The organism is Streptomyces sp. NPDC088747, assembly GCF_044751025.1.
In the GTDB taxonomy this organism is placed as follows: Bacteria; Actinomycetota; Actinomycetes; order Streptomycetales; family Streptomycetaceae; genus Streptomyces.
The window spans coordinates 118,640-141,461 of the sequence record NZ_JBIVKZ010000016.1 but is presented as its reverse complement, the minus strand read 5'-3'; the positions used below and the strand labels follow the sequence as shown (position 1 = coordinate 141,461).

At 69.5% G+C, this 22,822-nt stretch carries 20 protein-coding genes; 7 read left to right on the top strand and 13 right to left on the bottom strand.

Going from position 1 to position 22,822, the window contains the following annotated elements:
• Positions 1–34 precede the first annotated feature (34 nt).
• Positions 35–583 (bottom strand): cysteine hydrolase family protein, encoded by a 549-nt coding sequence (locus tag ACIP79_RS31760; RefSeq protein WP_401228836.1) that lies wholly within the window; start codon positions 581–583, stop codon positions 35–37.
• A 368-nt stretch (positions 584–951) separates the two neighbouring features.
• On the opposite strand from ACIP79_RS31760, the gene ACIP79_RS31755 reads away from it, so the two are divergent.
• Positions 952–3,210, top strand: coding sequence for a catalase (locus ACIP79_RS31755; RefSeq protein WP_401228693.1), 2,259 nt, complete (start codon positions 952–954; stop codon positions 3,208–3,210).
• 60 nt (positions 3,211–3,270) lie between these two features.
• On the opposite strand, the gene ACIP79_RS31750 is transcribed toward ACIP79_RS31755, so the two are convergent.
• Complete coding sequence (locus tag ACIP79_RS31750) at positions 3,271–4,782, bottom strand: aminotransferase class I/II-fold pyridoxal phosphate-dependent enzyme (RefSeq protein WP_401228691.1); 1,512 nt, start codon at positions 4,780–4,782, stop codon at positions 3,271–3,273.
• Positions 4,783–5,085: 303 nt separating this feature from the next.
• Between ACIP79_RS31750 and ACIP79_RS31745 the strand changes: the two genes are divergently transcribed.
• Positions 5,086–5,769 (top strand): response regulator transcription factor, encoded by a 684-nt coding sequence (locus ACIP79_RS31745; protein ID WP_401228689.1) that lies wholly within the window; start codon positions 5,086–5,088, stop codon positions 5,767–5,769.
• A complete protein-coding gene (locus ACIP79_RS31740; protein WP_401228687.1) occupies positions 5,766–7,217 on the top strand; it encodes an ATP-binding protein in 1,452 nt (483 codons plus the stop codon). The genes ACIP79_RS31745 and ACIP79_RS31740 overlap by 4 nt, the downstream gene beginning before the upstream one ends.
• A gap of 204 nt (positions 7,218–7,421) precedes the next feature.
• Here ACIP79_RS31740 and ACIP79_RS31735 read toward each other — a convergent pair whose 3' ends face one another.
• The 6 genes from ACIP79_RS31735 to ACIP79_RS31710 form a co-directional block, all read right to left on the bottom strand.
• Positions 7,422–9,572 (bottom strand): MMPL family transporter, encoded by a 2,151-nt coding sequence (locus tag ACIP79_RS31735; RefSeq protein ID WP_401228685.1) that lies wholly within the window; start codon positions 9,570–9,572, stop codon positions 7,422–7,424.
• Between the two features lie 182 nt (positions 9,573–9,754).
• On the bottom strand, positions 9,755–10,075 hold the full coding sequence (locus ACIP79_RS31730) for a hypothetical protein (RefSeq protein WP_401228683.1): 321 nt from the start codon (positions 10,073–10,075) through the stop codon (positions 9,755–9,757).
• Positions 10,076–10,765: 690 nt separating this feature from the next.
• Positions 10,766–11,950 carry a zinc-dependent alcohol dehydrogenase gene (locus ACIP79_RS31725; protein ID WP_387179398.1) on the bottom strand — a complete coding sequence of 395 codons (1,185 nt, stop codon included), beginning with the start codon at positions 11,948–11,950 and terminating at the stop codon, positions 10,766–10,768.
• A gap of 125 nt (positions 11,951–12,075) precedes the next feature.
• Positions 12,076–12,957 carry an SDR family oxidoreductase gene (locus ACIP79_RS31720; protein ID WP_401228681.1) on the bottom strand — a complete coding sequence of 294 codons (882 nt, stop codon included), beginning with the start codon at positions 12,955–12,957 and terminating at the stop codon, positions 12,076–12,078.
• A gap of 490 nt (positions 12,958–13,447) precedes the next feature.
• On the bottom strand, positions 13,448–13,822 hold the full coding sequence (locus tag ACIP79_RS31715) for a VOC family protein (protein WP_401228679.1): 375 nt from the start codon (positions 13,820–13,822) through the stop codon (positions 13,448–13,450).
• 120 nt (positions 13,823–13,942) lie between these two features.
• Positions 13,943–14,824, bottom strand: coding sequence for an SDR family oxidoreductase (locus tag ACIP79_RS31710; RefSeq protein ID WP_401228677.1), 882 nt, complete (start codon positions 14,822–14,824; stop codon positions 13,943–13,945).
• A gap of 84 nt (positions 14,825–14,908) precedes the next feature.
• Here ACIP79_RS31710 and ACIP79_RS31705 point away from each other — a divergent pair, with 84 nt between their 5' ends.
• Positions 14,909–15,487 (top strand): TetR/AcrR family transcriptional regulator, encoded by a 579-nt coding sequence (locus ACIP79_RS31705; RefSeq protein ID WP_401228675.1) that lies wholly within the window; start codon positions 14,909–14,911, stop codon positions 15,485–15,487.
• Positions 15,488–15,562: 75 nt separating this feature from the next.
• Here the strand turns inward: ACIP79_RS31705 and ACIP79_RS31700 are convergent, their stop codons facing one another.
• The 3 genes from ACIP79_RS31700 to ACIP79_RS31690 all read right to left on the bottom strand — a co-directional run bounded on the left by ACIP79_RS31700 (position 15,563) and on the right by ACIP79_RS31690 (position 16,797).
• Positions 15,563–15,802, bottom strand: coding sequence for a hypothetical protein (locus tag ACIP79_RS31700; RefSeq protein WP_383688906.1), 240 nt, complete (start codon positions 15,800–15,802; stop codon positions 15,563–15,565).
• 90 nt (positions 15,803–15,892) lie between these two features.
• A complete protein-coding gene (locus ACIP79_RS31695) occupies positions 15,893–16,357 on the bottom strand; it encodes a hypothetical protein (protein ID WP_401228673.1) in 465 nt (154 codons plus the stop codon).
• Positions 16,357–16,797, bottom strand: a complete 441-nt coding sequence (locus ACIP79_RS31690) for a hypothetical protein (protein ID WP_401228671.1) — start codon at positions 16,795–16,797, stop codon at positions 16,357–16,359. The genes ACIP79_RS31695 and ACIP79_RS31690 overlap by 1 nt, the downstream gene beginning before the upstream one ends.
• 896 nt (positions 16,798–17,693) lie before the next feature.
• Between ACIP79_RS31690 and ACIP79_RS31685 the strand changes: the two genes are divergently transcribed.
• From ACIP79_RS31685 to ACIP79_RS31675, 3 genes are all read left to right on the top strand, one after another.
• Positions 17,694–18,269 carry a CAP domain-containing protein gene (locus ACIP79_RS31685; protein WP_401228669.1) on the top strand — a complete coding sequence of 192 codons (576 nt, stop codon included), beginning with the start codon at positions 17,694–17,696 and terminating at the stop codon, positions 18,267–18,269.
• 275 nt (positions 18,270–18,544) lie between these two features.
• On the top strand, positions 18,545–19,018 hold the full coding sequence (locus ACIP79_RS31680) for a hemerythrin domain-containing protein (RefSeq protein ID WP_401228667.1): 474 nt from the start codon (positions 18,545–18,547) through the stop codon (positions 19,016–19,018).
• Positions 19,019–19,276: 258 nt separating this feature from the next.
• Positions 19,277–20,161, top strand: a complete 885-nt coding sequence (locus tag ACIP79_RS31675) for an alpha/beta fold hydrolase (RefSeq protein ID WP_401228665.1) — start codon at positions 19,277–19,279, stop codon at positions 20,159–20,161.
• A 55-nt stretch (positions 20,162–20,216) separates the two neighbouring features.
• Here ACIP79_RS31675 and ACIP79_RS31670 read toward each other — a convergent pair whose 3' ends face one another.
• Positions 20,217–20,996 (bottom strand): DUF1963 domain-containing protein, encoded by a 780-nt coding sequence (locus tag ACIP79_RS31670; protein WP_401228664.1) that lies wholly within the window; start codon positions 20,994–20,996, stop codon positions 20,217–20,219.
• Between the two features lie 106 nt (positions 20,997–21,102).
• Positions 21,103–22,422: an Nramp family divalent metal transporter gene (locus ACIP79_RS31665; RefSeq protein ID WP_401228662.1), complete on the bottom strand. Its 1,320-nt coding sequence runs from the start codon at positions 22,420–22,422 to the stop codon at positions 21,103–21,105.
• Positions 22,423–22,822: the final 400 nt, after the last annotated feature.

Sequence of the window (22,822 nt, the reverse complement as noted above, 5' to 3'; positions counted from 1 at the left end):
AAGGCCGCCGGGCGCACCAGGCGCACCCCGGGTCTCAGAAGGTGATCTCGTCGGCGGGGCGGATGTCGGCGTCCATGTTGCGGCGCATCATGCGAAGCGCGGCGTCCGCGAGATCGGCGTGGATATGGGCCACGGCGTCCTCGGGGATGGTCACCCGCAGATGGCGGATGTGCGCGTCGAGCGCCGAATACAGCACGCACTGCTCGGTGACCTGGCCGCACAGCACCACATGTCCGATGTCCTGCTGGGCGAGCAAGTACGTCAGCGGTGTCTCGTAGAAGATGGAGTGCCGGACCTTGACGACGAAGAGGGACTTGTCGTCGGGGCGGACCGGTTCGACCAGGTCGGCGTGCGGGCCCGCGAGTGCCTGGTCGAGCAGCTCGCCGTGATGGGACCGCCATTCACCGAAGTTGTCGTTGACGTAGATGACGGGTGCCTCGGCGGATCTGGCGCGTTCCAGGAGGCGGCTCAGCGCCGGGATCGTCTTCGCCACGGACGGGACGAGAAGATCGGCGTCATCGTGCCCGTAGGTGTTGATCATGTCGATGACGATGAGTGCTGTCCTGTCACGGCCGTCCACGATGACACCTTTCGCCTGTGCGGGTAGCCGGTTGATCAAGCGTGCGGGTACCCGGTCCGCGTGATCGCCACACCGGCCGGGCGCGAGCGGGAGCGGCCTGCCGAGTCTTGGGTTGCCCGGGCCGAGGGCGTCGCTCGCCTGGCCGACAATGCGCAACATACCGGTCATCCGTGGGGGGAGCCGTGCGATGAGCACGCCGCAGAAGGCCGGCGGGTGAATCTCCGCCTCATGTGGGCGAGGCGCTGAGTCGCGATCACGGAAGGGGGTACTCAGCCTCCGCTGATCTCATCGGCCGTCCTCGTGACGAAAACAGCGGTTTCTCACCCCCCTAGTCGATCGGAAATTCCGTGAGTGCCAAGAAGAAGAATCCCGTGACGGCAGCAGCCGACAAGGTCGCCGAAAAGGTTCAGGAGATCGCGCACCCCGGGAACGAGATTCCCGGTGCGCCGGGCCCGGTACCTCCGCCGGTCGAAGAGCCGACGGCGCCGGAGGGCCCGCTGCCGCCCAAGCCCGACCAGCGCGGCCCGGACACGTACAGCCCCACCGGGCAGGCGACCGGCACCCCGCAGGCGGCGGTGGCGCAGGGTGGCGAGTTCCTGACCACCGCGCAGGGCGCGCGGCTGTACGACACCGACCACTCGCTCAAGGCGGGGCCGCGGGGTCCGGTGCTGCTCCAGGACCACCACCTGCGCGAGAAGATCACGCACTTCGACCACGAACGCATCCCGGAGCGGGTGGTGCACGCGCGCGGCGCCGCCGCCCACGGCATCTTCCAGGGGTACGGCACCGCCGAACGGATCAGCAAGGCCGCGTTCCTCGGCAAGGACGTCGAGACGCCCGTCTTCGTGCGCTTCTCCACCGTGCTGGGCTCACGCGGCTCCGCGGACACGGTCCGTGACACCCGGGGTTTCGCGACGAAGTTCTACACCTCGGAGGGTGTCTTCGACCTCGTCGGCAACAACATTCCGGTGTTCTTCATCCAGGACGCCGTCAAGTTCCCCGACGTCATCCACGCCGGCAAGCCGCATCCGGACCGGGAGATCCCGCAGGCGCAGAGTGCCCACGACACCTTCTGGGACTTCGTCTCCCTGCACACCGAGGCCACCCACCACACCCTGTGGAACATGTCCGACCGCGGCATCCCGCGCTCCTACCGGATGATGGAAGGCTTCGGCGTCCACACCTTCCGCCTGGTCAACGCCGAGGGCGCGACCACGCTGGTGAAGTTCCACTGGAAGCCGAAGCTGGGCGTGCACTCCCTGGTCTGGGAGGAAGCCCAGATCACGGCCGGCATGGACCCCGACTTCCACCGACGGGACCTGGCCGACGCGATCGAGGCCGGCGCCCACCCGCAGTGGGAACTCGGCGTCCAGACCTTCCCCGACACCGACGACCAGTTGTTCGAGGGCATCGATCTGCTGGACCCGACCAAGATCGTGCCGGAGGAGCTGGCGCCGGTCCAGCCCGTCGGGCTGCTCACGCTGAACGCCAACCCCTCGAACTACTTCGCCGAGACCGAACAGGTCGCCTTCCATGTCGGGCATCTCGTTCCGGGCATCGACGTCACCAACGACCCCCTGCTCCAGGGCCGGCTCTTCTCCTACCTCGACACCCAGATCAGCCGGCTCGGCGGCCCCAACTTCGGCCAGTTGCCGATCAACCGCACCCACGCGCCGGTGAACGACATGCTTCGCGACGGCATGCACCAGACCGCCGTCCACCGCGGGGTCGCGCCCTACCGGCCCAACTCCCTCGACGGCGGATGCCCCTTCCTCGCCGGCGCGGACAACGGCGCCTACATCGAGGTTCCCGAGCCGCTGCCCGCGGCCCGCAAGGTGCGAGAGGCGGCTGCCTCCTTCGACGACCACTTCAGCCAGCCCCGGCTGTTCTGGCTGAGCATGACGCCCACCGAACGCGAGCACATCGTCGCCGCCTACACCTTCGAACTCAGCAAGTGCTGGGAAACCGCGATCAAGGAACGCGCCCTGAAGGTCCTGGCGAACATCGACACCGGCCTCTGCGCCCAGGTCGCGTCCGGACTGGGCCTGCCCGCACCCGCGCCGACCGAGACGCCGGCCGAACCCCTCCCCAGTCCGGCACTGTCCCAACTCGGCGGCGCCTGGCCGCTGGACGGCCGGATCATCGGCATCGTCGTTGAAGGCGACCAGCACCTGACCGACGTACGGGCGGTACGGCAGTCCGTCCTGGACGCCGGCATGGTCCCCTTGGTCATCGCCCCCACCGGAGGTGTTCTCGACCCCGATGGCGAGCCCCTCACCGTCCAGCGCACCTTCGCCAACGCCCGGTCGACCGAGTTCGACGCCATCCTGCTCGCCGGGGCACCGGCGGTGGGAGCCGACACGTATGGAGCCCGTGACGCCAAGGTCGACGACGACGTGGCGGTGGCCGCGGGCATCGACCCGCGCGTGCTGCTCATGGTGATGGAGGCCTACCGGCACGGAAAGGCCCTCGGGGTGTGGGGCGAGGGCGCGGAAGCTCTGGCGGCTGCCGGTATCGCACCTGACGCCCCCGGCGTGGTGAGCACCGAGACCGGCGCCGCGGCGCTGGAACAGCTCACGGTGCTGCTGGCCCACCACCGCGCCTGGGACCGCTTCACCCCGTCGCTCTGACACTCTGATCCCGTCCTCGTGGCGGCTCCTGTCCGGGACGGGCTGGAGCCGCCACGAGCCTCAGACCGGCCCGAGGTTCGAGGACCGGCTGTCCGAAGGTCGGTCTTCGGCGACCACGCGCACGGTTTCCAGGCTCTGGTCGGCGGCATCGGGCAGGAACATGCCGGCCGCGACCCCCGAGGTCAGGTACCGCAGTACAGGTTCAGTCAGGCGTTCGCCGGGCAGCACCGCGGGAATACCCGGCGGGTACGGGGTGATCATTTCCGCGGCGATCCGGCCGCAGGCCTCGGTGACCGGCACCCTCGCGTGCCGGGCGAAGTAGGCGTCGCGAGGCAACTGGGCCTGTTCCATGCGGAGTTCGGCCGGGGCCGGGACGACGACCTGCGGTGCGTCGCGCAGGGTGTCGGCGTGGTCGGCCAGATCGCGCAGGGCGCTCACCAGACGACCGGCGGTCTCCTCGTCGTCGGCGTGGGTCAACTGGGCGCTGATCCGCCGGTGATCCGACAGGTGCGCGTCGACGTGACGGTGCGTACGCAGCCAGTCGGCGGCACGGTAACCGGTGGTGCCGAGTTCGCTGATGTCCATCACGACCGGCAGGGGGTCGAAGTCCGCGGCGAGATCGCGACCGCAGAAGTCGGCGGCGTCGTTGACGTGGAAACCGCCGATCCGCTCGATGGCCGTTCGGGTGCGCGCGGCCAGTTCCAGTGCCTGGCCGACGAGTTCGTGGCCGTGCTGGACCATCTGTCGGCGCCAGGCGTCGATTCCGGCGTAGAGCAGGACGTTCGGGCTGGTCGTGCCGAGGAGGTCGGCGCGCGAGGCGAGTTCCGCGGGATCGATGAGATCACCCCGCAGATGGAATACCGAGCCCTGTTCCAGCCCGCTGCCCATCTTGTGGATGCTGGTCACGCAGATGTCCGCGCCCGCGTCCATCGCCCACGACGGCAGGTCCTCGTGGAAGGGCAGGTGCGCGCCCCACGCCTCGTCCACGATGAGCGGTTTGCCACGGCGGTGGCAGGCGTCGGCGATACCGGCGAGGTCGGCTGCGGCACCGTACGGCGTCGGGCTGGTGACCAGGGCGCCGTCGGCATCAGGATGCTCCGCGAACGCCTTCTCGTACGCGGCGACCGACGGTGGATGCGCGATGTGCCGCGCGGGGTCCCACTGGGGCTCCACCCACACCGGCTCGACACCGGAGAGGATGAGTCCCGCGATCACCGACTTGTGTGCGTCGCGGCCCACCAGGAGCCGGCTGCCGGGACGGGCCACCACGAGCATGGCCGCCTTCACCGACAGGGAGCTGCCGCAGGTGGAGAAGAACGTGTGATCGGCGTGGACCGCGTCGGCCATGAGGCTTTCGGCCCGCTCCAGGACACCGCCGCGCGCCAGCCGGTCGTCCAGACCCCCGTTGGCTAGGACGTCACCGAAGAAGGCGGCGTCCCCCAGCACCGCTCGCGCGCGGGGGTCCGCACCCCGCGCCTGTTTGTGTCCCGGCGGCGTGAAGTCCATCTCGTCGGCATCGTGATAGCGGGCGAGCGCCTCAAGGACCGGCGCCTCGTCGTGATTCAGACCCATGGAGGTGCAGTTCCCTGGATGGGGGACGGCATGTCACCCGCTCCGGCCAGACGGGTGCATCCACACATCACAATCCGAGGTCCCGCGCCAGGATCTGGTGCCATCGTCGGCCGGTGACCGTGGTGATCGCGAACGCCACGGCGAGACTCAGCAACGCGGCGTTTCCGAGGACGCCGACGGCGCGAGGATCTACTGTCTGGTTGCCGGGAAGAAGCGCGGTCCCCAGCGACGCTCTAAGCCTGGCCTCAGGTTGATCGGGGACAATGAGCGGCAAAAAGATCGACTGGAAGGGGGCGGGCCGGCGTGCGGATCATGATCGCGGATGACGAGGCGGCCATCCGGGATTCGCTGGAGCGGGTGCTCCAGGTCGAGGGTTACGACACCAGCACCGTCGCCAACGGTTTCGCCGTGCTCGACGAGGTCGGTGGCGACGCGCCGGATCTGCTGCTCCTGGACGTGATGATGCCCCGCCTCGGCGGGTTGGAGACCTGCCGGCGGTTGCGGGCCGCGGGCCGGGATCTGCCGGTGCTGATGCTGACCGCCCGTGACCAGGTCTCCGACCGGGTCGCGGGGCTGGACGCGGGCGCCGACGACTACCTGCCCAAGCCGTTCGCCACCGAGGAGTTGCTGGCCCGGGTGCGGGCCCTGCTGCGCCGGCACACGCCGACCGACGAGGAGTCGCAGATCCTGTCGTTCGCCGACGTCCGGCTCGATCCCGACAGGTTCGAGGCATGGCGTGGCGGGCGGCCGCTGCGCCTGACCCTGACCGAGTTCTCCCTCCTGCAGGTCCTCATGAGCAACGCGACCCGGGTCTTGACCCGCGACGCGCTGTTCGAGGCGATCTGGGGCTTCGGCATGAGCTCGACCGCCAACAACCTCCAGGTGTACGTGAGTTACCTGCGCCGCAAGATGGAGGCCGAGGGTGAGCCGCGCTTGATCTACACGCTGCGCGGCCTGGGATACACGTTGCGGGAGACTCCTCCGTGAGCAGGCCCGCCGGCCGGGAACCGCGCCGGCTGACCCGATGGTGGCGCCGGCGGTCCCTGCGGACCAGGCTGACGGTGATCGCGGCGACGGCCATCGCGGTCAGCGTGTTCGCGGCCTTCCAGGTGGCCAGCGAGCTACTGAACTGGGAGTTGCGGGACACCGCCGAGAATCAGCTGCGCGCCGACTCCCGCGTCCTGGCGACGAACGCGGAGCGCGCCGGTCTGGCGCAGGTCCAGCTACCGCCGTATCCGGGATCCGGTCGGCTGGTGCGCGTCATCCTGCCCGACGGCTCGATCCGGACGCCGGCCGGCCAACCCGCCCTGCCCCCCGTCAGCGAGGACGCGTGGCGCGTGGCGCAGGGCGCGTCGGCCGACCTGATGGAGTCGAGCGACAGCGACGAAGAAGGCTACGTCATCTACACGCTGCGGGCGGGCGACGGCGCGGTCCAGGTGGCCCACGTCGTCGACGACAGCCCGGTCAACCAGTTCGGGTTCGGCATGCTGCTGATCGGGCTGCTCTGCGTGGTCGGCGGTGCCCTTGTCGGGCGGACCGTGGCGCGGACCGGGCTGGCACCGATCGACCGGCTGACCGACGCCGCGGTACGTGTCGCGCACACCCGGGATCTCGACGCCGACATCCCGGATGAGGGCGGTGGGGAGATCCGGCGGCTGATCCAGTCGATCAACGACATGCTCGCCGCGCTCCGGGACTCCCGGCGGGCCCAGCGGCTGCTCGCCGAGGACGCCGCCCACGAACTCAAGACCCCGCTCACCAGCCTGCGCCTCAACGCCGAGCTGCTGATCCGGCTCGATCGGCGCGGCACCCTGGACAGCGCACTGCCGGCGGAGAGCCGGACCCGGCTGCTCAACGATCTCGGCGCCCAGGTGGCCGAGTTGAGCACCCTTGCCGCCGAGCTGACCGACCTGGCGCGCGGTGACGTCAGCGACGAGAGCACCGAGGTGCTCGACCTCGCCGACGTGGTGGCGGCCGCCGCGACCCGGGCGCGTTCCCGCGTGCCCGACAGCGAGGTCGTGCTCGACGTGACCTCTGTGTGGGTGAGCGGGCGCCCCGCTGCGCTTGAGCGGGCGGTGCTCAACCTCATCGACAACGCCGGCAAGTGGTCCCCCGCGGACCAGCCGGTCCAGGTCCAGCTCCGTGCCGAGGGCGCGTCGGCGGTGCTCGAGGTCGACGACGCCGGGCCGGGCATCGACACCGCCGACGTACCGCGGGTGTTCGACCGGTTCTACCGTGCCGACAGTGCCCGGGCGTTGCCGGGATCCGGTCTGGGGCTGTCGATCGTGCAGCGGGTCGTCGAGGCCCACGGCGGCCGGGCCACCGTCGCCCGCTCCGCACGCGGTGGCGCGCTGCTTCGGGTCGACCTTCCGGCCGCGGCCCCGCCCGCCCCGATCGCTCGGCTCACCGCCGGGGAGGACACCGCGGCGCGCTGACCCGCCCCGGCAGCGCGGCGCAGGACAAGGGGTGGCGGCCCTCGGGCATGGCCCCGCGTGACTCACCGGCGGGGCAGGGCATCGCGATGCGCCGACCCCAGCCCCGGCGTGTGGTGCAGGACCAAGGGCGGCAACCGGTCGGGCTTATGAAGAAATCCGGGACGGGCTTGGGGCCCGTCCCGGATCTCGTCCGTGCCGCCGCGCTCACCGTTGCAGCGCGGGCTCCTCGTCGTCGGCGAGCGGCTGTTGACCCTCCGGCAGCTCCGCCGCTGGACGGGACAGCCGGCTCGGCCACCAGATCCGGCGGCCGATCAGCAGGGTGAGGGCGGGCACCAGGACCGACCGCACCAGCAGGGCGTCGAGCAGCACGCCGAAGGCGACCAGAAACCCGACCTCGACCAGCATCACCAGCGGAAGTGTGGCGAGGACCGCGAACGTGGCCGCCAGGACCAGGCCCGCCGAGGTGATGACGCCACCGGTGGCGGAGAGGGCTTTGAGCATGCCCTCTCTGGTGCCGAGACGCATGGTCTCCTCCCGGGCCCGGCTGGCCAGGAAGATGTTGTAGTCGACGCCGAGCGCCACCAGGAACAGGAATGCCAGCAGCGGCACCGAAGAGTCGATGCCCTTGAACCCGAGAATCGTGTCGAAGACGAACACGCTGCCGCCGAAGGCCGCGGCGAATGAGATGACCACGGTGGTCATCAGCACCAGCGGGGCCAGGATCGCGCGCAGCAGCAGCCCGAGGATGATCAGGACGACGACGAGCACCAGCGGGATCACCAGCTTCTCGTCGCGCACGGTGGTCACCTCGGTGTCGAGGTTCTCCGCACTCGGCCCGCCGACGATCGCCTCAGCCCCGCTCACCGCGTGCACGGCGGTGCGCACCCGCTTGATCGTGTCGTACTCCGCGGCGGTGTCCGGAGCGTCCTTCGGGGTCACGGAGATGTTGGCCCAGCCACCGCTGGTCTGCTCCGAGACGGCCTCGGCCACACCGCGAGTGTCCTTGACGACGTCGAGCACCCGCTCCTGGTGCGCCGGCCGCGTGAAGACCGTCATCGGCTGGCCGCCGAGCTCCGGGAAGTGCTGGCGCATAACGGTGAAGCCGTTGACCGACTCCGGCGTGGACAGGAACTGGTCCTGCTCCCGCAGGGCGCCGGTGTTGCCCGCCAGCCCGAGGGCGAGCACGCCGAGGACTCCGAGCGAGCCGAGCGTCGCCACCCACCGGCGGCGGTTGATGGCGGTGCCGAGCCGTCCCCACAGCCCCGGCTTCTCCTCCACGGCCGTGCTGAACCGCGGGATGACCGGCCAGAAGACCCGCCTGCCGAGCACCACGAGCACCGCCGGGAACAGCGTCAGCATGGCCACCAGCGCGCACAGGATGCCGGCCGCACCGATCGGGCCCAGCCCGCTGGTGCTGTTCAGGTCCGCGACGAGCAGGCAGAGCAGGCCGGCGACCACGGTGGCCGCGGACGCGATGATGGCCGGCGCCGCGCCGCGTAGCGCGTGGACCATCGCGACCCGGACGTTCTCGTGGTGGTGCAGTGCCTCCCGATATCGAGCGATGAGCAACAGCGCGTAGTCCGTGCCGACGCCGAACACCAGGATCGTCAGCAGCGCCGAGTTCTGGTCGTTGACCACGATGTTGAAGCCCTTGACGAGCAGGTAGACGGTGCCCATCGAGGTCAGTGCGGCCGCGCCGACAGCCATCAGCGGGATGATCCACAACACCGGGCTGCGGTAGGTGAGGATGAGCAGGAGCGTGACGACGATCATGGTGGTGAGGAGGACCTGCGTGTCGATGCCGTCGAAGACGGCATCCATGTCGCCGTCGATCGCGGCCGGGCCGGTCACGTCGAGTTCCAGGCCGGCGGGGCGGTCCTTCGCGGCGTCACGTACCGGGCCGACGAGGTCCTCCGGTGGGCCGTAGGACATGCTCACATCGAGGGTGAACATCATCGCCTCGCGGTCGGCGGAGCGGCTCATCGGTGAGCCCTCGTCGTCCTCGCCGGCCGCCGCCGTCCCCTTCGGCGGATACTGCTTGGTAAGGGTGTCGTAGTGGCGCTCGACCGTCGCGCGGTCGGCGTCGGTCATGCCGCCGGAGCGGTGGTACACGAAGACGAACGTGTTCTCTTCACCGCCGGGGAGACTGTCGTCCAGCGCCGCCACCTTCGTGGACTCGGCGCTGGCCGGCAAGGTGTCCACGGCGCTGTCGGTGGTGACCGAGCTCAACTTTCCGCTCAGCGGCACCATGCCCACCGCCAGCACCAGCCACAAGCCAATCACCAACCACGGCACCCACCGGCCGGCCAACCGACCGGCCGGCGCTTCCCCGGACGGCGCTGCGTTGACTGCCATCACTAGCCTCCTACATACGGGTTGCATCGCTTATCTGGATGCCGACTTCCTACTGAGCGAACCTGAGGCGACTGTTAATGCGCTGCTCAGGCCGGTTGGCCGGACCATGTGCCCGGCGCACGCACCGGCGTGGTGGCGTCGACGTCCACCCGGTCCGTGCGGGCGGTGACGGTGTTGACCCGTCAGATCCACGCGACTGCGGAGTCGCGGACCCCCGCGCGGTCGACGAGGTCGAGCAGGAACCGACGCCCCTCACGCAGCAGGTCCGCCGACCGGGTCACCGCGGTGACGACGTCCGGGTCGGGCCGTTCCAGGGTCAGCTTCATGTCCGGGCACAGGGTGCCGACGAGCCGGTGGTCGTAGCCCAGGTCGAGGTCGTACCGGACGTCCATGCCGGCGAGCATGTCGGCGAGCATGTCGGCGACGTATCGGCGGGCGTCGTCGAGGCCCATCAGGTCGGAGAACATCTCCCACAGGGCGCTCGTCTGCGGGTCGGGGCGCATCAGGGCGATCTGGGCCCCGGGTGATCTGCAGCAGGCGCGTCGCGACCGGATGCCGTTCGGTGGTGCGCGACTACGAGCATCCGCCCCGTAGTTGGGAGTCGCGGGTGTACTGGGCGATGACCGCGGTGATACTGCGTCGGCTGACCGGGGCGACCACACCGGCCTGGCGCACCGCATGACCGGCGGGGAGCTGACGCTCGGCGCGGTGCCGGCGCGGCTGGAGGAGCGGGAACGGGAGATCACCGCACAGGCCGAGACGATGCGGGAACGGGTCGCGTAGCTGACCGCACAGCTCGACGAACTCGGCCGGGCCGCCGAGGATGTCCGGATCACCCGCAAGGCACTGCTGGGGCTGCCCGACCCCGGGCCGCCCGGCTCAAGGAGCGCGGTGGCCTCGACTCACTCAGGGGCCAGCTCGACGGTCAGTGGGATCTCAGGCTCGGTCCCGGCCAGGATCCCGCGTACGCCCAGCACGTTCCTGCCCCCGAGCCTCGTCCGCGCCGCTTCAAGGGCTACGCCGAAACTGGTCGGGCTACCGCGCGTAGCCGGTGGTCATCAGGTCGGGGCGCTGTCGAACACAAAGGCCTCCGCTTCGCGGCGGGCACACGGGTCCTGCCCTGGCGCGAAGCCGTACTCCCCCGTTCGGGCATCCCCTCATGCAGGGATCCCCGATGCGCGCACTTCGGCAGCTCAAGGACGCAGCAAGGTCTTGATCATGCCGTCCCGCTTCGCCTGGAAGGCCGCGTACGCCTGCGGTGCTTCCTCCAGCGGCAGGTGGTGGGTGGCGAAACCGTCCACGCCGAGGACGTCCTCGTCGGTGAGGAGGGGCAGGATGTCGGGAACCCAGCGCCACACGTTCGCCTGGCCCATCCGGAACTGGAGCTGCTTGTCGAACATGCGGAGCAGTGGCAGGGGGTCCAGGGCTCCGCCGTACACGCCGGAGAGCGAGACGGTTCCGCCACGGCGTACGAGATCGATGGCCGCGTAGAGCGCGCCCAGCCGGTCCAGGCCCGCCTTCTGCATGAACGGCTGGGCGAGCGCGTCCGGCAACAGTCCGGTCGCCCATTGGGCGGCCTTGGTCACCGGGTTACCGTGCGCCTCCATACCGACCGCGTCGATCACCGCGTCGGTGCCGCGGCCGCCGGTCAGGTCGCGGATGGTGTCCCCGAGGTCCTTCTCGTGACGGCGCAGGTCCAGGCAGGTCACGCCGTGCGCGGAGGCACGGTCGAGGCGTTCGTTCACCAGGTCCACCCCGATGACCAGTCCCGCCCCGCGGTGCTGGGCGATCCGGGTCGCCATGTCGCCGATCGGACCGAGCCCGAGCACGGTGAGCGAACCGCCCGGGGGTACCGCCGCGTACTCGACGGCCTGCCAGGCGGTCGGCAGCACGTCGGAGAGATAGACGAAGCGGTCGTCGGACGGCCCTTCGGGCACCTTGATGGGCAGCGTGTTGCCGAACGGCACCCGGAGGTACTCGGCCTGGCCGCCCGGCACTTGTCCGTACAGCTTGGTGTAGCCGAACAGCGAGGCTCCGGAGCCGTACGCGTGCACCTGCGTCGTCTCGCACTGCGACTGGAGTCCCTGGTCGCACATGAAGCAGGTGCCGCAGGAGACGTTGAACGGGATGACCACCCGGTCCCCGACGGCGACGGCGGTCACGTCGGGGCCGACCTCCTGGACCACGCCCATGGCCTCGTGCCCGAGGATGTCGCCCGGGTCCAGGAACGGTCCGAGAACCTCGTACAGATGCAGGTCGGAGCCGCAGATCCCGGTGGAGGTGATCCGCACGATCACGTCGTCGGGCTGTTGGATGGTCGGGTCGGGGACCGTTTCCACTCGGACGTCCCGTCGGCCCTGCCAGGTCAGTGCACGCATGTTGTCCGTCTCCTCGGTCGTCCTGCGGCCTGTGGCTTCACGGCCGTGTATCCGAAATGGGCGCCCGCAACCTGCTGTTCTCCCGGTCCAGCCGAGTGGCCGGGTGGCCGGGCGCCCTCGCACCGTCACGGGATCGGTGTACCTCCGGTGGCGTTGACGATCTCGGCGGTGATGTAGCTCGCCTCGGGTGAGGCGAGAAAGACATAGGCGGGTGCCATCTCCGCGGGCTGCGCGGGACGTCCCAGCGGCGACTGCTTGCCGAACTCCTTGGTGTCCGGCATGGTCGCGGGGATCAGCGGCGTCCACACCGGACCCGGCGCGACAGCGTTGACGCGCACGCCCTCGTCGGCGACCATCTGGGCCAGTCCCTGGGTGAAGGTCACGATGGCCCCCTTGGTCATGGCGTAGTCCAGCAGGTGCGGGCTGGGCTGGTACGCCTGGACCGAAGTGGTGTTGATGATGGAACCACCCCGGGGAATGTGCGGCAGCGCCATCTTCGACAGCCAGAACATGCCGTAGAGGTTGGTGTGCATCACGCGGTCGAACTGCTCGGTACTGATCGCCGCGATGCCGTCCGGCTGCGACATCTGGTACGCGGCGTTGTTGACGAGGACGTCGATGCGGCCCCATTCCTCCACCGCGCGTTCGACCAGCCGACGGCACTGCTCCTCCTCCCGGATGTCACAGGGGACGGCCACGGCCGTGCGGCCCGCGTCCTGGACGAGTCGGGTGGTCTCCGCCGCCTCCTCGCCCTCCTCGGGCAGGTAGGTGAACAGCACGTCGGCGCCCTCCCGGGCGAAGGCCAGCGCGACGGCGCGCCCAATACCCGAGTCGCCGCCCGTCAGTACCGCTTTGCGGTCCTGGAGCCGTCCTGAGCCCCGGTAGGAGTCCTCACCGTGGTCGGGCGGCGGGTCCATGGGACCCGTCCACCCGGGATGCTCCTGGTCCTGCTGCGGGAATTCCGGTTCGGGCTGCCGGGGCTGCGAACGAGGGGTGTCGTCGGACACGGGATCGACCTTCCTCCGCGATGTGGTGGGCTGAGCGATGTGGATGCGCTGATGGGCTTATGTCCTGATGTGCTACCGCGGACTACCGTTTCGGGCTTTTCGGGCGTTTCTGGAACGGCCTCAGCCGGTCATTTCCCGCCATTCTGCTGCATTAGGGGCATTCTCTCCGCACAGGACTGAGTGCCCCGCTATGAGTGATCCATTCAGGTGCTCCGGCGATCGGTCTCCCGGCGCCGCTCATCCGTCCGCCGCCGCCTCGCCGCCCGGACCGAGGAACCCGGTATCGGCGAGACCCGCCTCCCCTATCCAGGTGCCGCACCATCCAACGGGAGCGAAGCGCGACCAGCGGCGGCAGCGCGGTATCGGGCGAGCCGCACCCCGCGTACCCACTGCCGGCGCATCTCGGCGGAGGCGTTCGCGCGGAGGGACCGGCTGAACCGCCGCGACCGCAAGAGGCAGCGCTGAGCCGGTCCCCGTAAGTAATCGAGAATCAAGCACCCGGAAGGAAGAGGCAGAACGGATGGCCGTGCGGGTCACGAAGTACCCTCACGTCCTTCTGCGGCTGGTACTCCTCGAGCGTCGCCCCCAGGGCGCAAGCCCGTTCCGTTTCCGCCTCCAAGTCGTCGACTTGCAGGTCGAGGTGCGCCTGCATCTGCTGAGTACCGGGGCGCTGCGGCCAGTAGGGAGGAATGTGATCGGTTTCCAACTGGAAGCTGAGGCTGGGTCGTTGACCTTCCGGCGGCGACAGACGAACCCACTCCGGCTCGCGGTCGACCTCTTCCCAACCCAGCAGGGCCCGATAGAAGTCGGCCAGCGCGGGAGGATCGGGAGTACCCAGAACGAAGGCGCCAAGCGTTGTCGTCATGCCTGGAGTGTTGCCCCTGACGTCCACCTCACGCATGCGTGACGCTCACGCCCGCCCGCACGAGGCCTCACTTCGCCGGCCCTTGATCGTTCACGGCTCGTCGGCCGGGGCCAGGATGTCTCAGGGCTGGATGTTCTCCAGGTCCTCCAGCAGGCGCGGGCGCTTCGGTTCCCAGCCGAGTGTCTGCCGGGTGTGGGCGCTGGACGAGGGCTGGTCGGTGGCGAAGATCGGGCCGAGCGGGCCGTATGTCTCCGACGGCACCGACTCGACCGGCAGGCCCAGCCGTCGGCCGATGACCGACGCGATGTCCCGCACCGCGTCTCCCTCGTCGTCCACGGCGTGCCAGGCGCTACCGGCCGGCGCCTGCTCCAGGGCGAGCCGGAAGAGAACCGCCGCGTCGAGCGCGTGCACCGCCGGCCACCGCTGAGCACCGTCGCCGGGATACCCGGAGACCCCGGTCTGGCGTGCGATGCCGGTCAGCATTCCGGCGAACCCGCCGTTGCCCTGGTTGTGCACGGTGCGCGGCAGGCGAACGGCCGTGCTCCGGACTCCGCGCGAGGCCAGCTCCAGGACCCTCGTGACCGCGCGTCCACGACCGCCGACCGGTCCGTCGGTCGGCACCGGATCGGCCTCGGTGGAGACGCGGCCCGGCACATAGGGGGTGCCCGAGACGGTGACGAAGGGACGGTCGCTGCCGACGAGTTCCTCGCCGAGCGCCGCCATGGCGGCGCTCTCCTCGGTGACCGCCTTGGTGAGGGCGTCGGGGCTGCTGAAGTCGTTGCTGAACGCGAGGTGGATCACCCCGTCGGCCTGGGCGGCGCCCGCGCGAAGTACGTCCAGATCGGCGAGACCGCCGCGCAGCGGCTCCGCACCGGCCGCCTCGGCGGCCCGTGCGGACGCGTCGGAGCGGGCGAGCGCCAGGACGGTGTGGCCGTTGCCGATCAGTTCGGCGACGACGGCGGACCCGATCAGACCGGTGCCACCGGTGACAAAGACACGCATGGGGCTCTCCTGCAAGTGATGGGACTCTTGTCCCATCACGTTAACAGGTGACGGGACAAGAGTCCCGTCACGTACGATGAGTCCATGGGACGGTGGGAAGCGGGCGCACGCGAACGCCTCGTCGTGGCTGCCGTGGACCTGTTCGCCGAGCAGGGATACGACGCCACGACGGTCGCGCAGATCGCCGAGCGCGCCGGAGTCACCAAAAGCACCTTCTTCCGCCACTTCCCCGACAAGCGCGGGCTGCTGGTGGCGGGACAGGAAACGCTGAGCCGGCTGCTGGCCGAGGGAATCGCCGAGGCACCCGCCGACGCCAGCCCGCTCGAAGCGGTCGCTGCCGGTCTTGAGCGTGCTTCGAGCGCGATGGGCCCCATGAATCGTGAGATCGCCCCTCGCCTGAGGGCGGCCGTCGCCGCCAGCACCGAGCTTCAGGAGCGTGACGCCCTCAAGAGCGTGAGTCTCGCCGCCGCGATGACCAGCGCTCTCGTCGCCCGCGGAGTGCCCGACCCGACCGCGGCTCTCGCCGGTGAGCTGGGCGTCCTCGCGTTCAAACGGGGGTTCGCCGAATGGTCCGAGAGCGACGACGCCTCCAAGAAGGCGCTCGCCGAGCTCTCCCTGGCAGCCCTGGACGAGCTCCGCGCGGCGAGCGCGTCCCTGGGCTGACCCGGCAGAGCCGCCGTGCTGCGGGGCAGCCGGATCCGTCTCGACCGCCGCCCCGCAGATGGTGGGTGTGCCGCGTCAGCGGCTCATGAGTGCGGCGCGGTGCTCCTGGCGGTGCGCGACGACCCCGAGTTCGGCGAGAGGCCTGACGTGGTGGGGGTCGCCGACGTCACCGTGCTCGCTGCATACGACCTGATAGTGGTCGCGACCGGTGCAGCCGGAGTTCGGGTCGCGAGGGCGGCCGGAGGGCTTCACCGGGTGCGCGCATCCGGTGAAGTCGGCGTGCCGGGGCTCGATACTGAAGGTGATCCTGGCCATGAGGGCTCCTTGTCCTGGCAGTCCGTGCGGCGGGGAAGCGCCATGCCCGCGCGAGTTGGCGGGCATGGCGCGGTGATGGGCGAGCAACGCTCAGTCGAGGTCACCGTTCTCGTGAGCGTCGATCAGGTCGTTGATGGCGTCGGAGCTCACGGCCGTGCCGACCCAGGTACCCGCCTCGGTGAAGACGGGCACGGACTCGGTGTCGGCGTCGAAGACCATGGCGTAGGGGCCGTACCGCACGAGAGCCATGCTGTGCGCCACCCTGGGCGGAGCGGTGGCCAGGATCTCCAGGGCTTTGACGGTGAACTGCGCGGACTCGCCCGAACCGTCGGATCGCGTCACCGTTCCACAGACGCGCAGCAGGTCGCCGGGCTGTGTCTCGGTGATGAGCGCGTACGCGATGTCGCGGTCACCGGTGACGCAGGACCAGAGCCTGTCGTCCGCCGCGTCGTCGGTGTACGAGGTGACCAGCTGGAACCGGACGCTTCCCGGATCGTCGCCGGGGGTGGGGTGGGTGTAGAGGTACCCGTCGAAGGCGAGGTGTCTGGTGTCCATCAGCGCGCCTCCTTCTGTGCGCCCCGGCCGGCGGTCTCGAAGGTGTCTGGCACCGCTGGGGTCGGCCCTGCTCGGTGGGCACCTGGGCGGCCACCTGGGCGGCCGCCCGCGCGCGGCCAGATTCGGATGGCGGCGAGCGCCCCCTTCGTCCGCCGCTTGGCGCCGGGAACCCGCGCGGCCGGATACGAGGCGACAGCGGACCTCCCCTTCTCCGCCCGCCTCCCGTCGTCGCGGACAAGTTCGCTCTCCAGTAAGCCGATCGCGGCTTCGGCGACGGTCACGTCGTGTTCGTCGTCATGGCGCGGTGCGGGTTCGACTGGCGCCGTGCCGTCAGCGGCCGACGTGGCATGGCGGAGAGCGTGTACGTGCTCGGGGTTGTCGCCGTTGTTCAGCATGGAGGTGGCAACGGCGGTATGGGCGTTGAGCTCCTGAAGGGCCATCGGGTCTCCCGTCGTGACGGTGTGCCGGCAGGGCTGCGGAGCAGCCCGGTCACGAGGTCTTCGTCGGTCGGCGCCCAGAGGATGTTCGAAAACTCAACCATGTCGTTCTCGCCTTTGCCGCGGGCGGTGCCCGCGGGCCGGCGGCACAGGCGGTCGGTTCCGTCACGGACCGCGAGGAGCGGGAACTACGCGGCGTGCGGGGCCCGTCGCGACGAGGGCACGAGCAGATCCGGATGCCACACCTTCGGATGTGAACGGCCCACGCGTGGTGGCTCGTTGCGGATGCCCTCGATACGGGCAGCGGCCGAACGAGGGGTCGGGCTGCACGGCGGACCTTGCCGCGGCCCGTTCAGGTCTGCCATGCGTTCAGGGCTGCATGCGTTCAGGGCTGTCCAACCGGCGTTGCCCAGTTCACGCGGTGATACAGCGGCAGGTGGCCTGGGTGTTGCACGGGAGCCAGCGGGCCGGGTCCTGGCCGCCATTATTGTCGCGCACGAGTTCACGTTGCTGCACCCTGCTGGGACTGGGGGCCGTACCGCGCGCAGCGGAAAGCCGGTCGGCGCCGATCTCGCGGCGCAAGAAGTCGCTGCCGGTCGTGGCCGCCTGCGCGGGTGACCACTCCGCCGCCGAGGAACTGCGCCTGCTGTACAGCACACCGCGACCGCTGGACGAGGATGATCCGCCGGGATTGCTGGAGTGCGCGCCGCGGTGAATCAGGGCTGTGCACGCGTTACTTCGGCACGGACGAGCCGTTGATCACGCGGTGGCCGTCCTGTCGTGCACACCCGGCCTTCGTGCCGCCACGACCGAATCCCATCCCCCTTGCCGTGACGAAACGCAGTGGAGCTGTGCAGCCAACCGAACCCCGTGCGCCTCACACCCCACGAGAGAAGACCATGAACTCACTACGCCGGACCCTGCTGGTGGGCGTGTATGCCGTGACCGCCCTGCTGGCCGCGCCGCAGGTCTTCGCCGGCCCGCCCGTGCCGTCGCCGCCCGCCCACCAGGTGCCACAGTGGCCCCAACCCGACCCCGGACCGGTGGCCGAACCGGCACCGGAGCGGCGCCCGCCCTTCCAGCGCGAGGCGGCCGGCGCGGCGGCCAGGGCTGCCGTCGAGATCAACCGGCATCGCAGCCGGGCCGGATGCCCGCGAGTACGGCTGCGGGCCGCGCTGAACCGGGCGGCGCAGGCTCACAGCACCGACATGGCCCGTCACCAGCGCCTCGGTCACACCGGAACGAACGGCAGCAGTCCCGAGGACCGGATGCGGGCGGCCGGCTACCACCCCAGTTACTCGGGCGAGGCCGTGCTGTCGGGAGCGGACACCGCCCGTGGGGCCGTCAGTACGTGGATGGGCAGTCCGCCGCACCGGGCCATCATCCTCACCTGCCGCTACAAAGACGCGGGAATCGGCAGGACAGATGGTCCGGGCGGCGCCTGGTGGACCCTGGACCTCGCGGCGCGCCGCTGACTCAGTCGAGGTCCCCGTCTCCGCCATTCGGTCCGGCCAGTGGCCGAGGCTGCGATAACGGGGGCGGCAACGGACACCGGAGCCCGCAGGACCGGGCCGCCCAGTCGGCCTCGACAGACCCCTGAGCCCGTACGGCGGCTGACTGCGTTCGGCGGATGACGTTCGCCTGTCCGAGCCACAGCGCTCGCCGAAAGGGACTTCCGTCCTCCGCACCGGGTACACGGCGTCAGGGCCGGCAGTCGTGCCGCCCCGTGACCGGTGCGAAGGAGAGTCACATGGACGGGATCGTCCTGCTCAAAGAGGACCACAAGACCGTGGAGCAGCTGTTCAAACAGTTCGAGAAGGCCGGCGACAAGGCCCACGTCGAGAAGCGGAAGATCGCGGACAAGGTGATCAAGGAACTCACCACGCACACCTGGATCGAGGAGAAAATCTTCTACCCGGCCTCCCGGGAAGCCGCGCCGGACACCACGGACCACGTACTGGAGAGTGTCGAGGAGCATCACGTGGTGCTGTGGATGCTCTCCGAGCTCAAGGACCTCGATCCCGCTGATGAGCGGTTCGACGCCAAGATGAACGTCCTCATGGAGAACGTGCGCCATCACGTCGAGGAAGAAGAGAAGGAGTGGTTCCCCGAGGTCCGCAAGGCCATGGGTCGAAACCGTCTCCTCGATCTCGGCGAGCAGATGGAGAAGGCGAAGGATGGGGCTCCTGGCGACCCGCTGGCCGTCCCCAGCGCCGACGACTAGCTCCCCCGGAGCGGCAGTTGACACGAGCGGGTGCGGGAACGGGTGCGGGTGCGGGTGAAGTCTGCGTCTTGTCGGCCGCGCCCGGCCCGTTCGCTGACGGGGGCGCCTCCGTCAGTGGTTCAGACGCGCGGATCGGTCTCCTCTTGATGCCCCCCTTCCACCGCGTGCATGGCCGTTGCCCATGAGGGCAGGAGGAAGACTCGTTTCGTGCCTCCTCCAGCCGGAGGTGGCGCGCGGGCCGGACTGAAGGAGGCTGGGATGTTCGAGGGGTTTCACGAGACACGGGTCGACGTCGGTGAGGCATCCATCTTCGTCCGCTTCGCAGGAGACGGTCCGCCGGTCGTGCTGCTGCATGGTCATCCCCGCACCTCGGCGACCTGGCATCGGGTCGCTCCGCGGCTCGTGAAAGCCGGTCACACCGTGGTCTGTCCTGACCTGCGGGGCTACGGGCGTTCCAGAGGTCCGCGATTCACGGCGGATCACGCGGGCTATTCCAAGCGTGCGGTCGCCGGGGACGTGGTGGCCGTCATGCGTCAGCTCGGACATGACCGGTTCGCGCTCGCCGGACACGATCGTGGGGGCAGCGTGGCGCTGCGCCTCACGCTCGACCACCCCGACGCCGTCTCCCGGGTGGCGTTCCTGGACTGTCTGCCCCTGACGGAGCATCTGTCACGCATCACGGCCGAGTTCGCCACCCAGTGGTGGCACTGGTTCTTCTTCGCGCAGCCGGACATCCCCGAGCGGGTCATCAACGCCGACCCCGACAGCTGGTACCACGGTGATCCCGGCGTCATGGGGCCGGAGAACTACGAGGAATGGCGGCAGGCCACTCGCAATCCCGACGTGGTCCGGGCGATGCTCGAGGACTATCGCGCCGGCCTCACCATCGACCGGCGGCACGAGGAGACCGACCGGGACGCCGGCACACGCGTCACCTGCCCGACGCTGATCCTCTGGTCGCTCAAGGATGACCTCGAAGACCTCTACGGCGATCCCCTCGCGATCTGGCGCAGGTGGGCCACGAACGTCCGCGGGCACGGCATCGATTCGGGGCACCATGTCGCCGAACAGGCCCCCGAAGCCCTGGCCTCCGACCTGGCCCACTTCTTTCAGCCGGATCCGGCTGACTCCGACCAACGGTGACCCGCGCGGCGCCACGGCGGGAGAGGCGAGCCGGCTCCCCCGACGAGGGTCCGGCTCAGCATTGCTGCTCGTACTGCAGGGCGGCGAACTTCCTGGCGGCGATGTCCTCCCTGGTGCCCACGATCAGATTCATGGTGAACACGTTGTAGTCGATCGCCTGCCCGGCTATTTGCGCGAGGAGTACGAGATCGCCCTCGTCCGGTGCCATGTCCCATGGATCGGAGAACCCGCCGATCTGCACACAGACACCGGGATGCTGTCCCCCCGCCGCCTTGTCCAGGATGGCTTCCTCGAAACCCTCCAGCGCGTCCTCGTCACCGCCGTCGTCCAGGAACGCGCGGGTCTCCGGGCCACCGTCCCACTCGCTGTCGAAGGTCAGTCCGGGGAGGGGATACAAGGTGCGCGGTTCGTAGACCCTGGTCTCCACCGCCTCGCCACCCAGTTCGTACGTCGCGGCACGCTCCGTGGTGTGTGCTCCGGCAGGGACGTGCAGCACCGCTGACGAGTCCGGCGGGTACTCGATGTCGGTGAAGAACAACAGGTGTCCATCGACGGGCAGTTCGATGTCCAGGAATTCGCGGGGCAGGGCCGCGCAGTCGACACTCAGCACGAGCGGTTCCCTCCCCTCGGGCCATTCCACTCCGTCAGGGAGGGCGGGAAGCCCGCCTGTTCGGGCCGCGGGGCGCGCAACATCCCTTCGGGAGAGCGGTACTTCGTTGTGCGGCACCAGATAGAGGCATGGCCTGGACTGCGCCATCAGCTCCTGTGCGACGGGGACGGGAACGCCGTACTCGGCAGCTGTCTCGGCAACGAGCCGCTCGTCGATCGATGTCATGCTCGCGATCGTGCCATGGGGCACTGACATGCCGAGGATCGTCGCCCGTGACGACCTCCCCACGAAGGCCGTCACGAGGCGGGGCCGGCGGCGAACTCGGCTCGGGCTAGAAGAAGTCCGCCCACGGCTGGTCCCAGACCTGCTTCACGCACAGGACCAGGAAGAGCAGTCCGGCGAAGGCCAGCATGGAGTTGCTGAGCAGGCCGTTGCGCCACTCGCGCGGTGTGCGCGAGGAGTTGAGGAGCCAGATCAGGGTGAGGGCCAGGAAGGGAAGGAAGGCAGCGCCCAGGACGCCGTAGAGAATCACCAGACGGAACGGCTGGCCCTGGAAGAGGAGGACGATCGGCGGGAAGGTCAGCCAGAGCAGATACCCACGGAACGGCCAGGACTTCTCCCGGGTGCCCGCCGCCACTTCCTCCCCGGTGGTCCTGGTGCCGCGGTAGCGCTCCACGAAGTCCGCGAACATCAGACTCACGCCGTGCCAGACGCCGATCAGCGAGGTGAAAGACGTGGCGAAGAAGCCGATCAGGAAGAACTTGGCGGTCGCCGTGCCGTACTCCGCCTCCAGGATGTCGCTCAACTGGATGAGGCCCTTGTCCCCGCTCGCGATGGCGACGTTCGCGGAGTGCAGGAGTTCCGCGCCGACGAAGAGCATCGAGATGACGAAGATGCCGGTGGTGATGTACGCGACGCGGTTGTCCAGGCGCATGACCTTCATCCAGCCCGTGTTCGTCCACCCCTTCGCGTTGACCCAATAGCCGTACGCGGCAAGGGTGATGGTGCCACCCACCCCGCCGATCAGGCCCAGCGTGTTGAGGATCGAGTCCTTCTCGTCGGGGAGGACGGGGAGAAGGCCGGCGAAGGCGTCGCCGAGGTTGGGGGTCACGCGGATCGCCAGGTAGACCGTGACGACGAACATCACGCCCACCAGCACGGTCATGACCTTCTCGAAGACCTCGTACCTGTTGAACCACACGAACACGAGACCCACCAGGCCGCAGATGATCGCCCACGGCTTGATCGACCAGTCGTCCGGGAAGACGTCGGGGAACAGTGCCTGGAGCGGCAGCGCGCTCGACGACATCGCCGCCGCGCCGTACACGAAGCCCCAGATGACCACGTAGACCACGAAGAAGTACGTCGTCCAGCGGCCCAGGCTCGCCCAGCCGTCGAAGAGGGTCCGTCCGGTGGACAGGTGCCAGCGGCCGGCCGCCTCGGCGAGCGAGATCTTGACCACGCAGCCGATGACCGCGGCCCAGAGCAGGGTGTAGCCGAAGTTGCTTCCCGCTACGAGCGTCGCGACGAGGTCGCCCGCTCCGACGCCTGTCGCCGCGACGACGATGCCGGGTCCGATGTACTTCCAACTCGACTTGCGCGGTTGGGCGGTGGACTCCCCCGACTCTGACTTCCCACTGGTCTCCGTCATGCGAATCAAGAAAGCGTAAAGAGCGTGGGGCCACAAGGGCGCGCGCTTCGATCACCACCCGATGTGCACAGCGCCCGGCTGGTCCTGTCCGTGCGCCGGCCGCGTCCGGTTGACCGGCCGGAGCTCGCTCGAAGGGCTGGTCACTTCGAACGGCCCGACTTCAGCGAGGAGTTCGGTTCCTGCCGTACCAGGAATGCCTCGGTTGTGCGGTCATCCGTCAGCGGTCCGCCCGTTTCGGTGTCCCGCGCAGGTATTACGCCAATATCGGCATCCACCACCTCGCGGCCGACCGGCGTGTCCTCGCCCCCGCGCGCCCCGCGTCTCCTCCCCATGCCGTGCACCTATGCGACCGGGGCACCCACTTCACACGCTCGCCTCACAGCTGTCACACGAGGAACAC

Excerpts from the sequence above, each read along its gene's own strand:
- ACIP79_RS31750 (WP_401228691.1), bottom strand. The coding sequence starts at position 4,782 with ATGGGTCTGAATCACGACGAGGCGCCGGTCCTTGAGGCGCTCGCCCGC.
- ACIP79_RS31735 (WP_401228685.1), bottom strand. The coding sequence starts at position 9,572 with ATGGCAGTCAACGCAGCGCCGTCCGGGGAAGCGCCGGCCGGTCGGTTG.
- ACIP79_RS31730 (WP_401228683.1), bottom strand. The coding sequence starts at position 10,075 with ATGCGCCCCGACCCGCAGACGAGCGCCCTGTGGGAGATGTTCTCCGAC.
- ACIP79_RS31725 (WP_387179398.1), bottom strand. The coding sequence starts at position 11,950 with ATGCGTGCACTGACCTGGCAGGGCCGACGGGACGTCCGAGTGGAAACG.
- ACIP79_RS31715 (WP_401228679.1), bottom strand. The coding sequence starts at position 13,822 with ATGACGACAACGCTTGGCGCCTTCGTTCTGGGTACTCCCGATCCTCCC.
- ACIP79_RS31710 (WP_401228677.1), bottom strand. The coding sequence starts at position 14,824 with ATGCGTGTCTTTGTCACCGGTGGCACCGGTCTGATCGGGTCCGCCGTC.
- ACIP79_RS31705 (WP_401228675.1), top strand. The coding sequence starts at position 14,909 with ATGGGACGGTGGGAAGCGGGCGCACGCGAACGCCTCGTCGTGGCTGCC.
- ACIP79_RS31700 (WP_383688906.1), bottom strand. The coding sequence starts at position 15,802 with ATGGCCAGGATCACCTTCAGTATCGAGCCCCGGCACGCCGACTTCACC.
- ACIP79_RS31695 (WP_401228673.1), bottom strand. The coding sequence starts at position 16,357 with ATGGACACCAGACACCTCGCCTTCGACGGGTACCTCTACACCCACCCC.
- ACIP79_RS31690 (WP_401228671.1), bottom strand. The coding sequence starts at position 16,797 with ATGGCCCTTCAGGAGCTCAACGCCCATACCGCCGTTGCCACCTCCATG.
- ACIP79_RS31685 (WP_401228669.1), top strand. The coding sequence starts at position 17,694 with ATGAACTCACTACGCCGGACCCTGCTGGTGGGCGTGTATGCCGTGACC.
- ACIP79_RS31680 (WP_401228667.1), top strand. The coding sequence starts at position 18,545 with ATGGACGGGATCGTCCTGCTCAAAGAGGACCACAAGACCGTGGAGCAG.
- ACIP79_RS31675 (WP_401228665.1), top strand. The coding sequence starts at position 19,277 with ATGTTCGAGGGGTTTCACGAGACACGGGTCGACGTCGGTGAGGCATCC.
- ACIP79_RS31670 (WP_401228664.1), bottom strand. The coding sequence starts at position 20,996 with ATGACATCGATCGACGAGCGGCTCGTTGCCGAGACAGCTGCCGAGTAC.
- ACIP79_RS31665 (WP_401228662.1), bottom strand. The coding sequence starts at position 22,422 with ATGACGGAGACCAGTGGGAAGTCAGAGTCGGGGGAGTCCACCGCCCAA.